The following is a 22,127-nucleotide window of genomic DNA, read 5'->3' as shown; positions in this document are numbered from 1 at the left end:
ATAAAGCAGATCTTAACTTAGCACTTACTCCATAATGAGATTCCGCTTCTACCAATACTTCAAGCGTACATCGTGCAGCAACTAATCGCGCTCCCTTCAAGCAATATTTATAAGCCTGCTGCTCGGGAGCAATCTCCCAAGATTTCCGCTTTCGCGGTTAAAAAGCGGAAGCTGGCGTAGATCTTGGTGTGTGGTGAATTACTTGCATTCTTTACTGTACCGCATGCTCTGCCTTGATAAAATACATTGCATTTCGTATAGTGAGCGTCATTAAAAAGAGTTTGTGAGTTGTAACCGAATTATTCATCTAGCAGTTTTATGTGCCTTATAGAAAGAATGTCAAATGGTCGCAAAAAAGCTTTGTATTATAACTTGCTTGTTGCTAAAGAGTGTTACTTGTGCTCAATCATTACAACAGATTAACTGTTCTTCGCTAGGAACAGAACAATTTCAGTCTGTTCCTAAAAAAATTGATGAGCCAGAAGTATCACCTGAGCAATGCCCTGGCTGCTATACAATTGGATACGCCGTTTTACATAATCATCTACGATGTATAAAAAAGCTTGCTGCATCTGGTGTCGATGTTAATAAAGAAGAGGATGGATCACTAACACTTCAAAGTGCAATACGATGGAGCTCTCCAGAATGCATTGAAACACTTGTTCAATGCGGTGCTGATATTAATGCAGAATTAGATGAAGAAAAAAATAGTGCTCTTCATATTGCCATTGAGTATGAACGCATCGATTTGGTTGAAATACTTATTAGTCTTGGCTTAAATATCAATGCTCAAAATATAAGTAATCAAACGCCTTTGCATTATGCGGCAGAAAATGAAAACCCAATCTTCATTAAAATTTTGGTTCAACATGGTGCCAACCTGAACACACCAGATGCAACCCCTATTCATAAGGCAGCAACGTGGGGTAATAAAAAATGTATTGAAATGTTAGTTAAGCTTGGTGCAGATGTTCATGCTCAAGATTGTGATGGAGCAACACCGCTCCATTATGCAGCAATGCCTCTTGAAAAAGATGATGATATTATTAACGCGCAATGCATCAAAACACTCATTGAGCTTGGTGCTTCTGTAAATACTTTCGATAACAACAAGATAACTCCCTTGCATGATGCTGCAGAACTTGGGAATTTGGCATGCATAAAAATGTTAATAGAGCTTGGGGCTGATATTCATGCTCAATCTATTGATGGAACTATGCCACTCCACTTAGCATCACTTTTTGGTCATTCAGAATGTATTGAAACGTTGGTCAGGCTTGGTGCCGATATTCATGCTCAAGATACTCAAGAATCAACATCATTACACTATGCGGCAATGGGTAATAATCAAAGATGCATTGAATTATTACTCTTTTTAGGAGCAAATGTTCATATGAAAGATCTGGAAGGAGCTACCCCTTTACATGTTGCTTCGCTAGTTGATTACCAAGAATGCATTCAAATTTTAGTAAGACATGGTGCAAATATTAATACTCAATCTTTTTGTGGAATGACTCCCATCCATTACGCTATCATTAATGGAAATCCAGAATGTATTAAATTATTATTCTCTCTTGGAGCTGATATTAATTTTAAAGATCAGTATGGAAGAACACCACTCCATTTTGCTGCATTTTTGGGAAATTCAGAATGTATTCAAACTTTAGTCAAACTCGGTGCGGATGTTAAAGTTCAAGACTATAACGGAGTAACTCCTTTACATAATGCAGCAATGAATGGTTGCTCACAAATTAATTCAGAAAGTTCTTCAACCGGCGCAGGATCGAGATGCTCTCCTTCTGGAAACTGTTTAAACCAGTTTTTCACACGAGCAAGCGCTGCATCAAATTCCTTTTTTCGATCTGCGCGAATCATGGGTAAAAACCAATCTCGAATTTTTGTACGTAAACCCATGCGAAGTTCAATCGGTATTTGCTGTCCAAAGAGCTGCCAACATGCAACATCCTGATCGAAACGAATCATGAACTTCATAACACGCTCAAGCGCAAAAACAAGTGGTTTACCCGCAACTTCAAGTTGACCTTGCCCATTTCGAATAAAACTGTCACGCGCCAGCATATACAAAGCCCAACAATGTCCTTGGTCTGCGTATTGCGCAAACCATTGCACACAATCAACACTCTGCTGATGTTGATATAAAATTATTTTTAAATCATAAAAATTTGATTTTTGAACAAGCGTATCACAATCTTTTATTAATCTTCTGTTAAAGGTTGACTGCATCCCCTCAACTACACATACACTCACACTCATTGCAACAAGCAGTAATCCAATTTTAGCATAATGAAACATTGGTACACCTTTCCCCAAAAGAAGAACTTATAACCGTTCTTCCTACAACATAAAGAGATGTCTATCAGGCGTCAATCCAACAGCATTATTATTTTATATAACATCACTCATCTGTTACGTTATATAATAATGACTTCAGGTAATTGTACGAACGAGCTATAAATCCGACGGCAGAATCTTCATCATTTTCAAGCTCCGCATCTTGACGCGAACGCTTACGACTTGGGACTATTTTTACGAATGGTCGTATTTTTTTCAGCAATTCTTCGCTACAAAATTCAATTCCTCTCAATTCTGGTTTATACGATTCTGACAAGTCATCAGTTATTTCCATAGGCTGTACATCTTCTTGCAAAAAAATACTTCGTCCAGGCCTATTACATTGCTCCAAATTTTCTATTTCTTTTAACTTCTTTACATTACCGGTAAATTCAATACTTTTAACATGATTTGGCTCCCCAGCATTATCAGGTCGACTAAGTTTTATTATCTCAAGCTCAGGACAAGATGATAAAGTAATACGCTCAACGCCTGTATGCTCAAGTATTATATATTCCAACTGAACCATTGGTCGGGCAATATTTAAACGTTTCAATTTTCTAGCACCAAAAACCGCAAACCTCTTAAGATTAGGACAATGTTCGATACCTTGAAAGTGCTCTAAAGCCGAACAATTTTCAAGAGCAATATATTTGAGCTTTTTCATTGGTTGAGAAATCTTTATTTTTTTTAGATTGTTATTATTTTTTACAATAAACGATCCAATATTTGGACAGTTTTCAATACCATTAAATTGCTTTAACTGCGAATCTTGAATCTTAATTTCCTTTAACCTATCGATCTTTCCATTGATCTGAACAGTATTCAAATAACGTGTCTCATTAAGATTAATATTTTCAAGGCTCGGCAAGTTTGCAGTTATCGCTACATTTCCCACCTGAGAGTCACCAAGATCGATCGTTTTTATGGATGCATGCGGATGAGAAATTACAATATCAAACGGCTTAACTTCATCACTCAATTGAAAATATGGATACCTAATAATCTCAAGCCTTGAAAAAAATTCCAATAAAGAATCAGACGCTTCATCAAAAAATTGAGTTTTAAGAACTTTAACATTCGTCCTGAGAACGTCACGGCATGGACCGGCAACATCAATCAAGGCGTCTTTGAGCCTCTTAATAACTGGCTGAATATTCTCGGCCATCGCCCTATCTAACCATAAAAAGTCTTTCAATAAGTTTTTAAGATAAAGCGATGCATCATCAGGTATAATCTCTTTATTCTCAAGCAATTCACTTAAGCCTTCAAGTAAATGAACAATTGCAACACTATCACTTACTCGATTTTTAAAAAATTTATAAAAAGGCACAGAAACCTCTTTTTTCAGCGGCTCGTCCAAAAGGTAAAATGATTCACCAACAGTTCCCTTGAGATTATTAAGCACGCTTTTTATCGATTGAGATACGTACTCAAGAGATTCCGGTTCATTCTGGAGCTCTGTGATAGAACGAAATTCAGCATGCCCACTCCATATATCAATAACAAATCTAAAGTCATTATTCACCGTTACAGTAATCGAGGCTTCGCAATCACGCTCATTACTCTGAAACCCTTGAAATATCTTCAACTCTTCAACCTGAATATCAACTTGTTTCTCTGGGCTGAGTATGGTAAATAATTTTTTTAACCCAACTTGTGCCCAAATCTTTGTTGCTCGAACAAATTGATTATCAGACTCATACTGCGGCTCTGGATCAAGCTCTAAAAGGAATACCGTATTAAGCAGGCGCAAAATATTAATAATACCCGAATCGAGTTCGTTATCATTTTTGACACTTAAAGATGTACCCTTTTTTCGATATCGAACTCCCGAACCGATATCCGCAACAATCCGATTCAATGCATTACGTAGTGCTCGTTCTCCTGAATTTGCTTTATCGGCAGTTTGAAGTGCGTAGAAGTTTTCTATATTTCTAAAATCAAGAGAATTTTTAAGATGATTACATAAGGGACGTAAATCAAATGACTCATGCTCTTTGGAATACAACACTAAATTGCATAAATGCCGCACCGTCGTCTCAGCACAATCTGGAAAATCTTGAATCAAGAACTTATCTTGTTTTCGAGAATACATGCTTGCCAGGCCATTATTTATGGGCAACTCTTTACTTGAGTAGGGAATGGTTTTTGAAAGTGAATCTTTGAGCAAAAGCGTCCAAACATCATCTAAGCATAATTTAGCCGGAAAATTTTTTACTTTTCCCAAAGCTGCATCAACACTCTGATGCGTGATTAACCCGGCTTCAAGCAAGATTTCACGATCGACAATCGTATCATCTAATGCATTAAGCAGCTCAGGAATATCATCTGCGCCAAATTTTAGACAAAAAAATGCATTCAGCAGTTGCTCGGCTTGATACTTTGGATATAAATTTTTTGAATACCAGTCAGTCCGTTCTTCACGCTCTATAATTTTACACAATGCAGCTATCACTTGATCACGTTGTGCACGAGTCTGAAACTCAGTCAAAGGTGTAAAATTTTCTTTAAAACTTTTTAAAAATGTAGAAAAATATTTTTTATCCTCGTCGCTTTGAGCCCCCGCAACAAGTCGCTTTAAGCAATTAACAGCATTCTTGCCAAATCGATTACCGCTCATCCAATATGATTTTACCTCTTGATTATCCTTCCCACGAAGAAGATCAAAACCTCCAATTACAGCTCGGGCTTTTTTACAAAAATTAAGCAACTGAGCAAGATCACTCACTTGCAGGTATCGTCCAATATTATTTGGTGAACTTGTCTCGGGGGTCAGCTGACCCGTTGCTGATGGAAACAACACACGCGCAAGTGCAACCACTGGGTCATAGACAGGTGCTTTGTCTTCTATCCACTTACGTTCACCGTTTGATTCAAATCCGGGCTCCACACCATACAATCTAATCGCTTCGACGGTACCGATCTTAAGTGCAGCCAAACCAAGATTTGGTGCATACATTTCTTGCCCAGGATGAAAGCAGGCAAAGAGACCATTAAGTGCCAATGGGTTTATGCCACTTTTGCTTTGCGCAACGACCAATAGGGCGGTACACACAAGAAGTAATCCAATTTTAGTATTATGAAACATCAACGTATCTTTCCCAAGAATATAAAAAAATATTTATGCAATTTTCTTGAGTTGATCGTTAAGAGAAGCGGGGTCAGATTATATAAACCTGACCCCGCTTCTCTTAACATTATAAATTACCAGTGTTTACTAATTTTGTACTGGTGCTTTCTTTTTTGCAGATTTCTTACGCCCTGACTTACGCGCAGAACCTTTTTTGCCGGATGATTTTTTTCTTGTTGAGCTCTTTTTACCTGTTGCGCTCTTCGTCCGTTTTACAGCAGATTTTTTACCTGCTGATTTTTTTTTCGAAGATTTTTTGGAAGCTTTCTTGGAAGCCTTTTTCGATTTCTTCTTTGCAGCGCTTTTTTTCTTGCCTTGAGTTTTCGACTTTGGAGATTTGCTACCAGAAGCTCGCTTCTGACCAGCAGCTCTCTTTTTACTCGAAGCACTTCTCTTGCTCTTTCCTGCAGATTTTTTGCGCGCGGCTCCCTTTTTACTTTTCGCAGCGCCTTTTTTGCGTGCTGGCTTTTTCTTGGAAGCTTTTTTTGTAGCTTTTTTGGAAGCCTTTTTCGATTTTTTCTTGGCAGCTTTTTTAACAACTGGCTTAGATACTGGCGCAACAACAACAGGTGCAACTTTAGAGCTGCGCATCATCGCGTTGCCCGACATATCAGTCACGATAAAAACCCCTGGCGCTACTGCAATATTTCTCCAGTTAGCAGCTGGCGTTTTGCCATCAGCACCAAGTGGTCGAGCCCACTTACCGCCTTCAAATTGCCAAACGTCAGAACCGTCTTTTGTTTTTAAAAGACCCCACATGCGACCTTCGTCAAGCGCCACAACGCGTGAGAGTTTTTCAATGCCAGGAACGACTTCCCATACATCACCAGAACGACGGTAAAGCTTGCGTGTCTCTTTGCCCACAGCAAAAATTGACCCATCGCCTCCAGCAGCAATCCAACGAGCTTTGCCACCGCCCAGAATTTCCCATTTACCATCACGCAGCTTGTAGACTTCGCCAGCAGCATCGCGAGCAATAACCGTTTTTTCGTTACCTACAGCAACCTGAATAAATTTGGTTCCTGTTCCCGAACCGATATCGCTCCATGAACCACCATTAAATCCAGAACACCCAACGACCGTCATCAACAAAATTCCCACAAAAGCAAGTCCTCGCTTTTGTAGCATTTCTTTTAGCTTTATTTCTTTCATTCTCATTCCAGCTCCTTTATTCACACCGTTTTTACGCTTTCATATTTTCATAAGCAAGACGATTTATTGCGGCGTAGCTGCTGCTTTTTTTACTCTTTTTTTAGCCGATTTACGTGCCGATTTTTTTTTCGCCACTTTTCGCTTTGCTCCTGCACGAGAAGTTTTTGCACGCTTCTTCTTGCTTGCTGCTTTTTTACCAGCTGACTTTGCGCTCTTTTTTTTACCAGCAACTTTTTTACGGGCAGAAGCACGTTTTTTAGAACGTGCTTTTTTTACTACTTTTTTGACTGGAGCAGCTGTTGGAACAGCCGCAGGAACGGCTACTGGAGCAACTGATTTTTGTGGCCAGTTATAACGGAGTACATTTCCATCCATGGTAACGACATACAGAGTTCCATCATTTGGAGCAGCTGAAACATATCGTACTTTAGTGAACTCTTTTGCATCAACCTTTTTCCATGGCTTTGTTGCCATTGAACCACGTTCGCGATAATACAACTCATGGTCAATAACTGCAAAGAGCTCAAGCTGTCCGTCGCGCAGACCAGCTGCGACTGATTGTGCTTTTATTTGCTCAGCATTGAAATCTGCTGGAAGTACCGCTGTTGTTGCACTGTCTTGTGCAGGTTTTGGTTGTAAACCAGCACCGTTAATCTCAATGTTTTTATAATGAACTCTATTAAGCTTGCCGCCACCAAATCCGACATAGCTCACCAGCTTAACTGGGTCTGGGTCAGTCCAACGCATTTGTTCGTTTTGACCAACAGCACGTCCTTTACCAAAAGAAATCGTTCCTTGATCAACCTTAATCCAGTATGAATCAAAGGTGCTGCCATCGCCTGGAAGACCACCGGTAACCACAATATCTTTGCTCGCACCTTTTGTAACATCTTTTTCAAAGAGCATTGCGCCACTGGTGCTCTTGGTAATACCACTTCGTGTATTGTTTTCATGCCCAATTGAAACACGATACATACCATTATCAAGATCTCGAGGAACGCTTGATAATGTGATAATCATACGATTTCTTGTTCGAGCATCGAACACAACCGATCCTGAACCTGGAGTTGCAAACTTCCAGTTATCATGATATTTGGATTTCATTCCATGAATAATAGGAGAATAGCTAAAATCATGACCACCTGGAATTGCATTGAGAGGCTCTAGCTCTCGTACCACGTCAACTACTTTGTCAACGACTTTTCCTGGTAATGACTTCCCAGACTTACTTTCCATGGTTTTGATTAAATCATCAACCGCAAAAATCTTCAGTCTTCCTTCGTTACTCTTAGCTGCAGGATCTGTTGATGGAAGAACTGCGCCTTTGGTCAGAGCTTGATCAACACGCTCTTTCAAGGTTGTCCACATACGGCCAAGCGTCCACGCTCCAGCAGGCGCACTTAAATATCCTCCAGAAGCGCGATTTTTTAAATAAACAATGCTATATGAATGAGCTGGGTCATCAAATTCTGCTGACCATTGAGCCCACTCTGGAGCACCATCTTTTGCCAAACGAACCATATGAAGGCGAGGGAGTACCTGAAGAACTTCACCAGTTACAACAGACTTAAAGCTTATCCAGTTACCACTACGCCCTACAATAAATTGAGCCGATGGATCTTTAGGATCAAGCCCCTTAGGTTCTAATTCACCTTTTTTACCAACTTGCAATAAATGTGGTCGTTCTTGATCGGCATACGACATCAACACAACTTTTGTTCCTTCTGGAAACATTGCAAGTGCTGCGCTTTCACGAGCTGTATTGACATCAGTTGCAGGTGTTGGAGATACAACAGATGGTGTTACATCTTTACGTGTATGTTTTTTGAATGTGTAGACTTGATATGCATTTTCATGGCCTACATTAGAAATAGAACCTTTTTCACCGTCACCAAAAATAACAGCATATACTTTATCGCGAACACGATAAAGTATGAATAAACCAAGATCTTTACCTTTTGCAACATCTCCAAAAAGCTTATGCTTTTCGGCAATATCAAGCTTTCCATTTTTTACAAGCGCTTGCACTCGTGCGGTAACGTTGATAACCGCTTTATCACTTTTGGTTCTGTTTAAATCACCATAAAATGCTTGTAATATTTGCAAGTCTGATGATCCTGAATGCCCCTTGTTAAACTCAACATCACGTGCATCAGGAAAGCTTAAACTTCCATTACCACTTTTAACTCGACAAAAAAGCCTTCCATCTTCTGCCTTGTAGACAAGAAAAAGTCCCTTGTGTTTACCTTTTGCAGGATCAACACCAAATGCTTTTTCGACAACCTTGCCCTTAATTTTGCCACTCTTAAGCATGCTCTTAAGTTTATCGGTAACCTCAAAACGTGTGCTTGCTTTTTTCGAAGTCAAATCGCCATATAGACCAAAAATAATATTTTTAATCTTTCCGGGCTCTGCAGCATGACACTCTTGAAACAAGCCCGAACTCAGTATCATCATTACCAACAAAAGTAACGAATACTGAAACTTCTTAATGATTCTTCTCATCATTTTCCTCCCAACCTTTTTTCAATCTTTTGCCACTTCTGCGCATAGTCTATCACGAGCGCACAGAGCAAAAGCAATACCTTACTTAAAACACTCACCAATCATTGCAACATCAAGGACTATTGATTATTGATTTCTGAATTGCTGCATACGCTGCTGTTGCATGTTGCGCATTTGTACTTCTTGCTGACTTGGAGCCGAAGGTGCAGCGACAGTTCCCGGCTGAGCAACCATAACCTGAACTCCCCCAAGCGACTGTGTTGCTGGTTGAACCGATGGCTGAGTTGCAACTGCTTGCTGCTGGACTCTTGGTGCAGCTGGAGCCTGCTGCTGTTGTTGGACAATAGGCGTAGGCTGGCCAATCAAGAGCATTGCGCTTTGAGCAGTGGCTGGAGAAATAATATCCCCGGCCATATCTGCAATAAGCTTGAGATACAAATTGTTACCTATTCTAAAAATAATAAGGAGGGACTTTGCCTTCCCGGGAGCTGGGTCTCCCAGCCAAGTAGTTTTAGATTGGGCCGGCAAAGAAAGCTGATTATTCTGAATACTCTGCTGGAGTTTTGCGGTAACATCGACAACACCTGCTTGTAGGGTGAGGTCACCATACAACCCACGAATAATTTGAAGTGTCGATAAAGCTGCTGGTTGCGTACCACGACCACGTGGTTGTTGTGAGAGGACTTTACCCATGCTCATCACAAGCAACATCGAAGACAATAAAAAATATTTGCTTACTTTCTCTCGTATCATATTCATGAGATCCCCCTCATACATTGATTTAATCAAAATTTGTATCAGGTACAAGCATAACACCACACAGCTTGTAAAAATCAATGGTTCCTTAAAAACCAACCCTTATTCACATCCCAAAGCAAAATAGGGTCAGAAATAACTCCGACCCTATTTTGCATGAGCGTTTAAAGCGCTCTATTAGTCTTGCATCAGCTTATTTTTTAGCGGGTTTTTTAGCCTTCTTTTTTGATGATTTTTTGCCGGCTTTTTTAGCACCTTTTTTGGCTGACTTTTTAGCGCCTTTTTTAGCACCTTTTTTAGCCGCGCCCTTCTTGGCTACTTTCTTAGAGCCTTTTTTGGTTGCTTTTTTAGCGCCCTTTTTGGCTGATTTCTTTTTAGCTGCGCCTTTTTTAGCACCTTTCTTAGCTGACTTCTTGGCACCCTTTTTAGCGCCTTTTTTGGTTGCTTTTTTAGCGCCTTTTTTAGCCGCTTTACGAGTCTTCTTGGTAATTCCGCGAGCTTTTTTGGCCTTCTTAGCAGCTTTTTTCTTAAGACCAATTGCCTTAGTTCCTGGTTTAGTTGCAGCAAGTGGTTTTGCGCCAATCATCTTGGTTACAAGAGCAGGGTCAATACCTTTGCTGTCCTTACGATAAAGAGCACCATTGGTATCAATAGCAAGCGTTGTTCCCGCAGCGTTAACTGCTACTGCTGCAAGACCTGATGTCTTTTGACCATTTGCACCATTCTCAACGGTCCAGCCGCTTGCTGAAAGGCGGTTTAATGTACCTGAGCTATCAACTGCATAAACAAGGTCTTTTGAACCTACTGCAATGCTCACAAACTTAACCGTCGCAGGAACACTCACCCACTCATTACTTGCAGCCAAGCGATAGATCGCACCATCTGGATTCAAAGCATATACGGTATTGTCTGCTGCAACAGAAACAGCTTTACCTGCATCTGAGCGAACATCCCAACCATTTGCACCAAGTTGATAAAGTTTCTTGCCTTTTGCATCGACTGCCCAAATATTTTTAGCATGACCAGCAGAAATTTCTGTTAGTTGTAATGCTTCTTTTCCTGCACCAGGAGCAATTGGAGACCATTTTGGAGCAGTTGGGGTACTTTGATCAAGGCTATAAGCAAGACCTTTTGCTACCGCATATACTTCGCCATTTGAAGTTGCACAAACTGATGTAAATCCACTCAAAGCAGCACCACTGACATCAGTTGCAGTATGACGAGCCCAAGGATTATTGGTCATGGTACCAACTGTATACTGATAGAGATTTCCATCAGTTCCAACAGCCCAAGCAACCATTTTTCCTGCAGCAGATCCAACTGAAGCCCAAATCATGCCATCAGCATCTTTTGCAAAACCGGCTGGAATACTGATGCCTGCTGGAGCAATAACTGCCGACGCTACCGCTGGCGCACCAACCACAGTGGTAATAGCTACCGAAGGATCAACAGGCTTTGCAAGCTCTTTTGCTTCATCAATCAGTTTTTTGAACATCTCTGCAAAGTGAGCGCGACGATCACCACGAGGTTTGCTGATCTCTGAAGCTTTTTGTACCGCTGCAGAAACCGCTTGTTGCGCAGCCTGAACACCGGTATTTAATGCATTTGCAACACCACTTGCAACAGTCACCGCAGCACCACCAACAACAGCTGATGCTCCCTTAACTGCTGAATTAACAAGTTGAGCTAAAGATGCTTTAGCTTTTTCTTCAAGGCTCTTTGCAAGCGCTACAGCTTCTGCTTTTTCTTTCTCAGCAGCAGCTTGCAGTGATGCTTTTTCAGCATTTAATTTTGCAAGAGCTTTATCTTTAGCAGCTTTTAATTTGTCTGCAAATGAACTAAGCGCTGATTTAATTTTATCCAAGTCTACTTTTGCTCCCTGTAGAAGAGCTGATTTTGAAGGATCTAATGCAAGAGCATCGATTTCAGCTTGACGAGCATCGGCTGCAACTTTTTTATCATCTTGCTTTGCAGCTTCCACTTGCCCAACAGCTGCAACTTTTTGTTGATCAACCGCTACGCAGGTCTCTTGCTTATCTTTAATTGAAGCAACCAAAGCATTGATCAAAGCTGTTCTTGTTTCAGCTGCAGCCTTGTTTGCATCTTCATAAGCCTTATAAGCACTGGCAATTTCCTTTGATGCAGCAGCAGCATTATCACTACCTGAAGCATCTTTAAGTTTAGCTGACGCTGCTTCTAAAGCTGCTTTTGCCGCTTTTTCTTTTTCACTTGCATCCATTTGCGTTGCATAGAGCTGTGCTTTTTTTGTTTCACTCTGAACCGCTGCACCAGCTTTCTTCAAAATACTGTCTGCAAGGATTTTTTTTCTTTTTGCACGAGCCAATGCTTGCGATGCTTTTTCAAGAGCTTTACGAGCTGCTTTAATTTTTGCTGCATCTTTTGCTGCTTTAGCTGCATCTAAATCTTGACGAGCTTTATCGCGAGCAGTAGTTGCTGCTGCTATTTCTTGATCGGCTTGCGCTGATTTTTGCTGAGCTTTTTGAACATGAGCTTGAGCTTTTTTTGCTGCATTTTCAGCACGAACTTTTGAGTTTTTTGAACCATGCTTCAGGTACGATCGAGGACCACCTGATGATGGAGGTCTATACCCTTTTTTCTTACTACCACCCTTTTTTGAAGGCTTTTTTGAAGGCTTCTTAGGCTTCTTAGGTTTGTTAGGTTTAGGTTTACTGCCACTCATTGCAGGCATAGCAGCTATTATTCTTTCAACTCCTGTAAATCCCATTGCTATAAGCAATACGAGACTAATTTGCTTAAGTCCTTTTATTGTTTTCTTCATAACTTCCCATCTCCTTTTGTTTTTGGATAAAACTTCTTCAAGTGCAGAGCGTAACCCACACTCTTTTTTCAGTTATCACATAGATCTTAGCAAAGACTAACAATTCGCCATAAGTCAATACTTTCTGCAAAAAGCAACTTTAGGTTATTACCGCTATTTACATTTTTTTATGTGCAACTTTTTTACGCTTTTTCATTTTTTTCTTGGCCCCTTTTACGCTTTTTTTTGAAGCCTTCTTTGATTTTTTTGATTGTTTTTTCAAGCGTTTTGCGGCAGGTCTTTTTTTCATAGAGACTGCTTTTTGCTTCTTAACTTTCTTTTGATTCTGCTTTTTAACAGGGCTGAGCACCTTGAGACTCTGAGCAATCATCTGTTTTGCTTTATTTTCTGGAACCCCAACATTACGTGCTTTGTAAATATTTCCAGAGCTATCAAGCACCGCAATGGTACCTGCAGCGTTTGCAGCTATTTGTACACAGCCTGAAGAACGTTGCTTGTTTTGTCCTGCAACAGGAGCCCAGTTGCTTGATGGCGTATATTGCCAGATGTTATATCGACGATCAATTGCAAAAATAAGCTCTTTATTTACCACTGCAAGATCAATGAATGAAGCTTTACTTGGAACTTTTATCCAACGCTTATTTCCAGCATACCGGTACACCTTTCCATCTTCACTCAATGCAAAAACTGCATCAAGAGATGCCGCTACTCGTTTACCACTCTTTGGATCAGAACAAGATTGCCAACTCTGCTTAACAAGCTGATAAATGCGTCCATCTTCGTGCCCAACAGCCCAAATACTTGCAGCATGTCCAGTAGATACATTCCGCAACTTCAATCGCTGCATGCCGGTATCAATAATATTCAAGCGCTGACTATCCCAGTCATATGAATAGGCAACACCATCAGTACTTAAAGCAATTAAATGACCATCAGATGAAAGAGCAATATCTTGAAACGATGGTATCGCTGAACCATCTTTGGTTATTGCTTTTTGTTGCTCCCATGGATTTGATGCCATAGTGTCAGACTTCCAACGCATCAAGCTGCCGTCAATCCCAATACCCCAAAGAGCTAATGCTCCTTTATATGAGCCAACCGCGATACGCTTGAGCGACCCTGATTCTTGAGAAAACCCAATTGGAAGATTAATTGCAGCAGCGATCTTTTCTTTGCCACCAATTTCTATATTTTTGAAATCAACTTTTGAATTACCACCTGCAAAGCCGATAAATTGAACCTTAAGGGGTTTGCCTGGGTCTGTCCATTTCAAAAGCTCATTTTGTCCAACCGAACGCCCTTTGCCGTAGGTAAGAACGCCGTTATCAACTTTCAGCCAATACGAATCAAATGTTTGATGATCTTTTTGCTCTGATGCTTGAGTGGTAATTACAACATTTTTTGATGCTCCAGCAGTAGTATCAAGCTTGTAAAAAATTGATCCGCCAACACTCTTTCGAATTGTTGTTTGTGTATTTTTTTCATCACCAATAATAAAGCAATACATATTGTCAGTAAGATTATCTGCAACCGTTGCAAAACTTACAACGATACTCTCTTTTGCTCGTGCATCAAAAACAACATACCCTGTTCCAGGAGTTTGAAACTTCCATCCTTCTTGATTGTAAACAGGCACTGATTTCTTATGCAATCGAGGTGTATAAACATAGTCTTTACCACCAGTCTCTTTGCCTGCATCTTTTGGCAATCCTGAAACTTTTACAAGCCTTAAGCGAGCAAGTTCTCCCGCAATTGTTGCAGGTGATGCAGGGGCCGCAGGTGTTGTAGCGGTTGCTGGCTTTGCTGGTATAAGCGCAGTCCAAGCAAGACCCTCAGCCCAATTCTCTGAGGGAAAATTCAAAAACCCTTGCGTGTCTCGATTTTGTAAACGAACGATACTTGATGAATCTCGAGAATTAATAAAAGAGGCTGACCAGTGAGCTGCTTTGTATTTATCATCATTAAAATTTGTATCTGGAAAATGAACAATTAAACTTTTTAAATCCGATTGTAATACTCGATCTTTTAAGAATTCAGATTTGAATCCAATCCAATTGCCTTTGCGCATTACAATAAACTGACACTTTGGATCAAAGGGATTATTTCCAATGGGCGCTACATAAATACCACGAGTAACTTTAAGTAATCGAGCATCCTTACCTTGACCAACAAATGAGATCGCTACACGAGTCCCTTCGGGAAACGCTTGAAGTGCAACACTATCAACAGCCTTAACAGCCTCTTCTTGGGCTGGAGCCGGGACGGGTAACGCAGCAGGAGCAGGAGCCGCAACTTCTGGTAAATTTGGCGCAAAAGCTTGCTGCACCGGTTGATATTGGGCTGGAACTTGAGCTGCCGGGATTGGAAAAGCGGCTGGTTGGGGCACAGGAGCAAAACCAAGAGCTGGCTGTAGTGCAGGAATACTTTGTACTGGGGCAGCAATCGGTGCTGGTTGAATAGGCGTTAATCCTGAAAGACTTTGTGCTGGTACTGCAACAGGCTTTGGCGCTGGAAGAGCAGCTGGAGATGACTGAAGCGTTGTTAATCCCGGCAAGGCACCCAATGGAGCAATTGCAGAAAGCGCTGGGGCTCCTTGCATGACTGGCGCTGGAGGAGCAACTTGGACAGGCTGAATTGGTGTTAAAGCTGGAAGCCCTTGTGCTGGTGCCGCAACAGGCTTTGGAGCTGGAGGAACTGCTAATAACGGCTGCAAGGGTGTTAGCCCAGGAAGACTCTGTATGGCCCCGGGAGCCGGAGCAGGAACTATTGCAAAAAGTGAACAACTCCCTATCAAAAAAGCTACAAAGCTTATAATTAAAAAACGATAATAAAGTTTCTTCATAGCTAAACTCTTTCTTGAAAGATGACTGATGGCTCAACAACTTTTTATTAAGTTTAACAATTTTGTTGATACCAGAATCAAGAGTGTAGCTACCTTATTCCGTTAACGATTAGGTTAACAACCTTATTCTTCAATGTCTTTGATCATTAAATAACTTGAATTAAGAAAGGCGAGCATGATGCTCGCCCAATTTTTATGATTTTTTTACTTGTGTTGTAGAATTTCTCAGAACGATAGGATTATTCTGCTTGAGCATATTGTTTTGTGGCGCAGCTGGCTTATTACCTGCATAAGTGGCTTTTTTTATTCCAGAACCTGCTTGAGCTTTTTTATCAGCTTTTCGCTTTTCAAGAGCTTTTTTGCGCTTTTCACGAATAGCCATAAGCCGTTCACGTCGTTGCGCAGCTCCAGCAGCGCGGGCTTTATAACGCTCAGCCATTTGCCCCGGCTTGCGTACAGGCTTTGTATTTGCAAGTTTTTGTGATTCCTGTGCAACAGCAGACTTATTTGCGGTTATCGCTTTTTGTTCAACCTGGTCTGCAGCATTAAGCATAATGAGGCTCAACATAAAAGTGCCAACACCTACAACAGGCTTTAAATATCTTTTCATATCATCTTCTCCTTTTGAACATAAATATGTGTAAAAAACTCAGACCTAAGAAAATGATAATAAAGGTTAAAAAAAAATAAAGCGATTCTATGAATCTATATTTCATCAAGTGGTTGAGCTGGTGGAATTACCGAAAACAACTCTGTTGAAAATGCTAAATCTCCTGTGACAAGTCTTTGTGCAAAACGCTGGGCTCGTGTAAGCTGGAGTTCCCTCTCCTTTTCAGCATTACAAATTAATGTCTGCACATCTAAAAGGCGTTTTGCAATAGAACGTGCTTCTTCATCTACTTTTTCTAATTTATTTTTCAACTTAGAATCTTTTTGTTCAAAAAGCAGCGTAAGAGCGCTGATGAGCTCAATATCTTTACATAAATACCCTTGCTCTAACCATTGATTGCCCTGAATAGTTCGAATCAATTTTTTTCTTGTACTCATATTCTTTTTCAACAACGCTTTCTTTAAGCGTACAGCCTGCTCTCTTTTATATTGATAAGAAGCAGATCTCAAGCAAAGTGCAAGACGATGCTTGGTATAATATTTAAAATGACCAAATTGCCGATACAAATGCGGATGCAAAGCTTGAGCTTGCTCAAGGGCTGCCTCCATTTTTTTTCTTATGATTCTTCGCTGAGCATAAGCTCGAGCTTTTATTTTCTTTTGAAGAGCCTTACTCGGCATTGAAGGTAAAGCCAAAGAACAATCTTGATTTGATACTCCAATTAAATATTCAGCCGAACATAAAACGAGAAGAAGGCATAATAAAATTCCAATCCGCTTAATATGCTTAAGATGAGAATTCTTCATAATCCCCTCATGCTATAATTTTTTATACAGTTTTTTAGATACATCTAAAACAGGCATAACATTTCTAACTGTATTTATTATAAGCATGAGCGATGAATAATAACAAGGTTATTTTAATAATAGCAAATTTTTGCCAACAAAAGACTCTTCTGCTTGAGAAAGAAAACAGCAACCATAGCATATCCATTCCAGCAAAAAGGCGGATGTCATTAAAACATCCGCCTTAAGTTTCATAACCTTATTATACAAAAAGCTTATGCTGCAGGGAGCTGGTTACTTGGTATTGCTTGACGTTGTCTTTGTTGGCGTTGTTTTTGTTGAGCTTGCTGACGCTTTGCTGGTTGCTTGCTGGCCTTTTTACCTTGAGCACGTCGCGCAGGCTGAGTGGCTGATTTGCGTTGAGCTTGCTTGCCTGCTTGCTTACCCGCTTGCTTGCCACGAGCGGCCGCTCCTTTTGCCTGTTTTTTTGCACGAGCTTGAGCTTTTTTACCTTTGGCTTTTCCAGGAGCTTGAGCTGCCTTTTTAGATTTTGCAGCTTTTGCTGGAGCTTTCTTTTGAGCTGATGGCACTGCAAGACGCGCAGCATTGAGTGTTTTTTGATTTTGTTGTGCTTGTGCAACGCCTGCTTGTGCCTGTTGACCCTTAGCTAACTCTTGTTGACGGTTTACTTGTACTGCTGCTGCTTGATTTTGCAATGCTTGAGCTCCAGCTTGTTGAGCTTGAGCTTTTGCCATTGTTGCAGCAGCTTTCTGTGGATCTGTCGCCGCTAACGCTTGTGCTTTTTGAGCTGTTGCTTGAGCCTTTTGCTGTGCAGCAAGTGCATCTTGGGTTAGTTTTGCTTGAACTTGAGCTAAATGATCTGCTGCTGCTTTTGCGGCATCTACTTTTGCCTTCTCTGAAGCAACTCGCTGACTCTCAAGATCCGCACGCATTTTGTCATATTGAGCTTTCATAGCTGCTGCTTCAGCTCGAGCTTTTTCTGCTTCCTTCATAGCTTCTGCAGTTTTTAAACTCTCAGCTTGTGCAATTTTTGCTCGTGCTTCTTCAATTGATTTTGTTGCAGCATCGCGAATACTTTGTGCTTCAGCTAACGCACGCTGTTCTGACTCTTTTGCTTTTTGTGCTGCCTCTTGAGCCGCTTTTGCTTCAGCTTTTGATAGATCAAGTTGTCGCTGTAATTCAGCTTGCGCTGCTTTATTTTTTGCATTCGCTTCATCAAGTCGTGCACTGTACTCTGCTTGAGCTGTCAGTACATCGGCTTTTGCTTTTGCAGCGGCAGCCTGAGTTGCTTCACTCTTATCCGTCAATGCCGCTTTAATTGCTGCATCAGCCGCTTGTTGTAACTGAGCAATTTGCTCTTTTGCTTGTTGTGCAGATGCTTTTGCAGATGCAGCTTCTTGCTGAGCTTGTGCTACTTCTGCCTGCTTTTGGGCTTTAATTTGTGCAAGCTCTTGCTCTGCTTGTGCTCGTGCAGCCTCTGCCTGCTGTTGTTTTGCAGCAGCATCTTGTTGGGCTTGTGCTGCTCGTTGGTCAGCAGCTGCTATTCTTGCTTGTGCTTCTGCCGCAGCTTTTTGAGCTTCTTGTGCAGCTTTTTGTACTGCTGCATCACCACCTGCTTGCGCTTGAGCAATCAACTGTTCTGCTTTTTGCTGAGCAGCCATTGCATCGGCTCGTGCTTTTGCAGCATCTGCTTGAGCATCGGCTGTACGCTTATTTGCATCTTCTACTTTTTTTGCCGCATCATCTTTTGCCCGTTGAGCATCTTCGACCGCAGCTTTTATAGCAAGCGCTGCAGCCTCTTTTGCTGCATCAGCTTCTTGACGAGCCTTTTCAACATCTAATTTTGCAGCTGCGACACTACGGTCCATTGCATCAGCTTTTTGAGCAAGCATTCGTGCATACTCATCAGCTGTAGCGGACTTACTTCTTTCAGCCTCTTCTTTTGCAGCTTGAGCTTCAGCTCGTGCTTGTGCAGCTTCTTGTCCCATTTGCGCTACTTTTGCTTGCGCTGCTTCAACTGCCGCTTGAGCATCTACCTTTGCTTTCTCTGCTTCTGCTTTTGCTTGTGCCGCTTGAGCATTTGCCTGTGCCACTCGCTGATCAGCATCTGCTACTCGAGCAGCCGCTTCGTCTGCTACTTGTTGAGCAAACTTTGCCGCTTCAATTGCAGCTGCAGTCTTTGTCAGTTCAGCTTCTTGACGAGCTTCCTCGGCCTTACGTCGAGCATCATCAGCTTCTTTGCGTGCTTGATTTGCAACCGCTAAAGCTGCAGCTTTTTCCTTGTTAGCTTGATTAATAGCTTGAGTTGCCTGTTCTTTTACTTTTGTTATTTCACCTTCAAGCGCTTGTGCATAATCACTTGCAGCTTTTTCACTTGCTTGTGACTTTTCAAGCGCAAACTTCAAAGCTTCTGATTGATTCTTGCTTGCACCAAGCAAACCTTCTAACTGCTTAAGCTGCTGTTGAGCTGCTGCATCACCCGCATCTGCTTTTGCTTGCGCAGCTTGCATTGCTTGCGCAAATTGCTGACGCTCTTGTGCCAGCTGTTGGGCCGTTGCATCAGCACGTGCTTGTGCTTCTTGTGTTTTTTGTTGTTGAGCCTTTATAGCAGCTTGTGCTTCTGCTTGAATTTGAGCTATTTGCTGTTGTGCCCATGCAGTCGTTTGTGCAGCTTGCTGTTGAGCTTGTTGCGCTGCTTGTTGAGCCGCAGCTGTTGCTCCTTGCTCTTGTGCAAGACGAGCACGCGCTGCTTGAGCCATTGCTTGTGCTTGTGCTGCAACCTCATTCATTGCCTGCGACGCATCACGTTGAGCAGCTGCAAGTGCTTCTTCGGCTCGCTTTTGTGTTGCTTGAACTTCAGCTTGCGCTTGTGCTGTTCTCTGATTTGCAGCATCTATTTGAGCCTGTGCCCTTAAAGCATCAGCTTGCGCTTGTGCCTTAATCTGATTAATCTGCGCCGCTGCTTGATTACGAACACGAGCAACCTCTGCATTTGCAGCATCGGCATCAGCTTGTGCCTGATTCAGCATACTCATGACCATCTCAATGCGTGCTTGCGCAGCATCGGCAACCATCTTCGCTTGTGCTGCTGCACGTTGACGCTCATCAGATTTTTCATCTTCTGCTTGTGCAAGAGCTGCAAGTGCTTGAGCTCGAGCATTTGATGCTTCTTGTTGAGCTTGAGCCAACTGAGTATTCAAGTTACCAATTTTTGATGCAGCCTCTGCTTGAATTCTCTCCTTATCTGCTTTTTCTGCAGCAAGCTTCTTTTGCATATCTTGTTGCATTTGCATAAATTGTTGCTGCAATTGTTTAAACTGATCAGCCAACTGAGCAGTCATAGCCTCAGCTGCACGTACGCGAGCATCAGCTGATGCTTTAGCCATTTGCAACTGTGCTTGATATTGTGCCGCTTGATCGGTCAACATTTGTGCTGCTGCTGTAACAGCTGCATCCAGCTGTGCTTGTAATTCAGCAGCATCAGCACGAGCCTGTGCAAGTTGGCTTTGTGCTTGATCAGTTTGTGCTTGGGCATTTTGTATCTGAGCCTGTGCCTGCGCTCTCACCTGAGCAAGTTGCGCTTCATAATCAGCTTTCATCTTTTGCATTTGATTTTGCAGATCAGCATTTGCTTTTTCAAGCGCTGCAATCTTAGCTGCTGATTCTGCTTTAACTCGTGCAAGCTCACCTTCAAGCTGAGCAATTTTTTGAGTTAATGCATCAATCTGATTTTGTGCTGCAATAGCTTGGGCTGCTGCCTGCTCATCACGTGCGGCAAGCCTATCTTTTAATGCTGCCATTTGACCAAGAGCCTGTGCTGCTTGAGCAAGGGCTTCATCTCGCTGGCCATTTGCTGCAGCAACCTGCTGTTGCGAATCAGCAATCTGTTGAGCAGCTTGCTTTTTAATTGCTTCGATTGCTGCAAGCGCTTCATTTTTCACTCTTTCAGCATCTGCCATCATAGCTTTTGCTTGATCCATCATTCCTTGCGCTTGTGCCATCTTAGCTGACGCATCAGCTTGAGCCTTATCAGCCGCAGCCTTAGATGCTTCATATGCCGCCTTAGCCTGCTCTGCAGCAGCTTTGGCATCAGCTGTTCCTTTTGCAATTGCATTGGCAGCCATCTGCTCCATGCTTGCTTTTAATTTTGCCGCTTCATCAAGCAAACGAAGCTGTTCAGCTCGTGCTTTATTGGCTTGATCTTGAGCTTGTTGCGCTGCCGCTTGTTTTGCTTGAGCATCGACTAACGCTTGTGCTGCAAGCTTTTGCTGTTGCTCTGTTTGAACTCTCAACTGCTCTGCAAGAGCTTTTGCTTCCTGCGCAGCCTTTAACTCTGCTGCAGCTTTTGCACGATCGGCTTCTGCCGCTATGCGTGCATCTTGTGCAGCCTTAAGTTCTACCTGAGTATTTTCATTTACAAGGGTTGGATTTGCTTTGCCTAAGTTAATTAAGTAAAAAACAAAAACAGACTCTGGCAGATTGGCCATGCGAGCACTCATACGATTCATACTTAAGTAACCATACCAGCCTTGACCATATCGCGAGTTAAGATTTAATCCCGTCAAATTATGACGTAAGCGAACTGCGATAGTATCATACGCAATACTTTTAAAAAATGGAGTAGCGTCTTCAACAATATCAGGGATCCAATCGCTATTTGGTCCACCATCTACTTCAACATATCCCCATTCTCTATCCCACTCAGGAACGTTTTGTTGCCAAAAACGACGTGTTAAGTAAGCTCCATTTGGTGTTTTAAGTTTGATAAAATTTCCATTATATTGGATCTCAAATTCAAATGCGCTTCCTGAAGTTAGAGGAAGATCAGCTTCGCCGGTGATAACCCAACTTCCACTTGAGTTGGCCATATAGGTCATTCTAAAACCTCTATACCATCGACCAGGAGCATTGTGCGCTGAAACAAGCATAACTTTTGAACCTGCGGGAAACCGCTGCTTCAATTGCTGAATATCTGCTATCTGAGCATTCAGCTGAAAAAATTGACCACCAATCATTCCACTGATAAACAGACTCACGAATAAAACCATCGCAAGCCGAGTTATAAATTTCTTCATAAGCTCGTACACCTTCTTTAAATAAAAAATATAGTCCTACACATGAAAGCACTATACCAAGATGATACAGAGCAAGCGCAAGAGTTTTTATTTTTT

The 22,127-nt window shown here is 41.7% G+C and carries 10 protein-coding genes; 1 reads left to right on the top strand and 9 read right to left on the bottom strand.

Annotated features, from left to right (window positions below; translation table 11 throughout):
- Positions 1-343 precede the first annotated feature (343 nt).
- On the top strand, positions 344-1,969 hold the full coding sequence (locus tag JST56_07520) for an ankyrin repeat domain-containing protein (protein MBS1988805.1): 1,626 nt from the start codon (positions 344-346) through the stop codon (positions 1,967-1,969).
- Positions 1,970-2,416: 447 nt separating this feature from the next.
- On the opposite strand, the gene JST56_07515 is transcribed toward JST56_07520, so the two are convergent.
- The 9 genes from JST56_07515 to JST56_07475 all read right to left on the bottom strand — a co-directional run bounded on the left by JST56_07515 (position 2,417) and on the right by JST56_07475 (position 22,031).
- Positions 2,417-5,443 (bottom strand): hypothetical protein, encoded by a 3,027-nt coding sequence (locus tag JST56_07515; protein MBS1988804.1) that lies wholly within the window; start codon positions 5,441-5,443, stop codon positions 2,417-2,419.
- Between the two features lie 129 nt (positions 5,444-5,572).
- A complete protein-coding gene (locus JST56_07510; protein MBS1988803.1) occupies positions 5,573-6,643 on the bottom strand; it encodes a hypothetical protein in 1,071 nt (356 codons plus the stop codon).
- A gap of 57 nt (positions 6,644-6,700) precedes the next feature.
- Entirely contained in the window at positions 6,701-9,145 is a 2,445-nt protein-coding gene (locus JST56_07505) for a hypothetical protein (protein ID MBS1988802.1), read from the bottom strand.
- Positions 9,146-9,268: 123 nt separating this feature from the next.
- Entirely contained in the window at positions 9,269-9,901 is a 633-nt protein-coding gene (locus tag JST56_07500) for a hypothetical protein (GenBank protein MBS1988801.1), read from the bottom strand.
- A 190-nt stretch (positions 9,902-10,091) separates the two neighbouring features.
- A complete protein-coding gene (locus JST56_07495; GenBank protein ID MBS1988800.1) occupies positions 10,092-12,698 on the bottom strand; it encodes a hypothetical protein in 2,607 nt (868 codons plus the stop codon).
- A gap of 157 nt (positions 12,699-12,855) precedes the next feature.
- Positions 12,856-15,540, bottom strand: a complete 2,685-nt coding sequence (locus tag JST56_07490) for a hypothetical protein (GenBank protein MBS1988799.1) — start codon at positions 15,538-15,540, stop codon at positions 12,856-12,858.
- Positions 15,541-15,733: 193 nt separating this feature from the next.
- Positions 15,734-16,150 (bottom strand): hypothetical protein, encoded by a 417-nt coding sequence (locus tag JST56_07485; protein ID MBS1988798.1) that lies wholly within the window; start codon positions 16,148-16,150, stop codon positions 15,734-15,736.
- Between the two features lie 95 nt (positions 16,151-16,245).
- On the bottom strand, positions 16,246-16,956 hold the full coding sequence (locus JST56_07480) for a hypothetical protein (GenBank protein MBS1988797.1): 711 nt from the start codon (positions 16,954-16,956) through the stop codon (positions 16,246-16,248).
- A gap of 254 nt (positions 16,957-17,210) precedes the next feature.
- Positions 17,211-22,031: a hypothetical protein gene (locus JST56_07475; protein ID MBS1988796.1), complete on the bottom strand. Its 4,821-nt coding sequence runs from the start codon at positions 22,029-22,031 to the stop codon at positions 17,211-17,213.
- Positions 22,032-22,127 lie beyond the last annotated feature (96 nt).

It is taken from the genome of Candidatus Dependentiae bacterium, from assembly GCA_018266175.1.
Taxonomy (GTDB): domain Bacteria; phylum Babelota; class Babeliae; order Babelales; family RVW-14; genus JAFEAY01.
This window is presented reverse-complemented; position numbering and strand designations above follow the sequence as displayed.

Bases quoted from the DNA above. Each gene is read 5' to 3' on its own strand.
- JST56_07520 (MBS1988805.1), top strand. From the start codon at position 344: ATGGTCGCAAAAAAGCTTTGTATTATAACTTGCTTGTTGCTAAAGAGT.
- JST56_07515 (MBS1988804.1), bottom strand. From the start codon at position 5,443: ATGTTTCATAATACTAAAATTGGATTACTTCTTGTGTGTACCGCCCTA.
- JST56_07510 (MBS1988803.1), bottom strand. From the start codon at position 6,643: ATGAGAATGAAAGAAATAAAGCTAAAAGAAATGCTACAAAAGCGAGGA.
- JST56_07505 (MBS1988802.1), bottom strand. From the start codon at position 9,145: ATGATGAGAAGAATCATTAAGAAGTTTCAGTATTCGTTACTTTTGTTG.
- JST56_07500 (MBS1988801.1), bottom strand. From the start codon at position 9,901: ATGAATATGATACGAGAGAAAGTAAGCAAATATTTTTTATTGTCTTCG.
- JST56_07495 (MBS1988800.1), bottom strand. From the start codon at position 12,698: ATGAAGAAAACAATAAAAGGACTTAAGCAAATTAGTCTCGTATTGCTT.
- JST56_07490 (MBS1988799.1), bottom strand. From the start codon at position 15,540: ATGAAGAAACTTTATTATCGTTTTTTAATTATAAGCTTTGTAGCTTTT.
- JST56_07485 (MBS1988798.1), bottom strand. From the start codon at position 16,150: ATGAAAAGATATTTAAAGCCTGTTGTAGGTGTTGGCACTTTTATGTTG.
- JST56_07480 (MBS1988797.1), bottom strand. From the start codon at position 16,956: ATGAAGAATTCTCATCTTAAGCATATTAAGCGGATTGGAATTTTATTA.
- JST56_07475 (MBS1988796.1), bottom strand. From the start codon at position 22,031: ATGAAGAAATTTATAACTCGGCTTGCGATGGTTTTATTCGTGAGTCTG.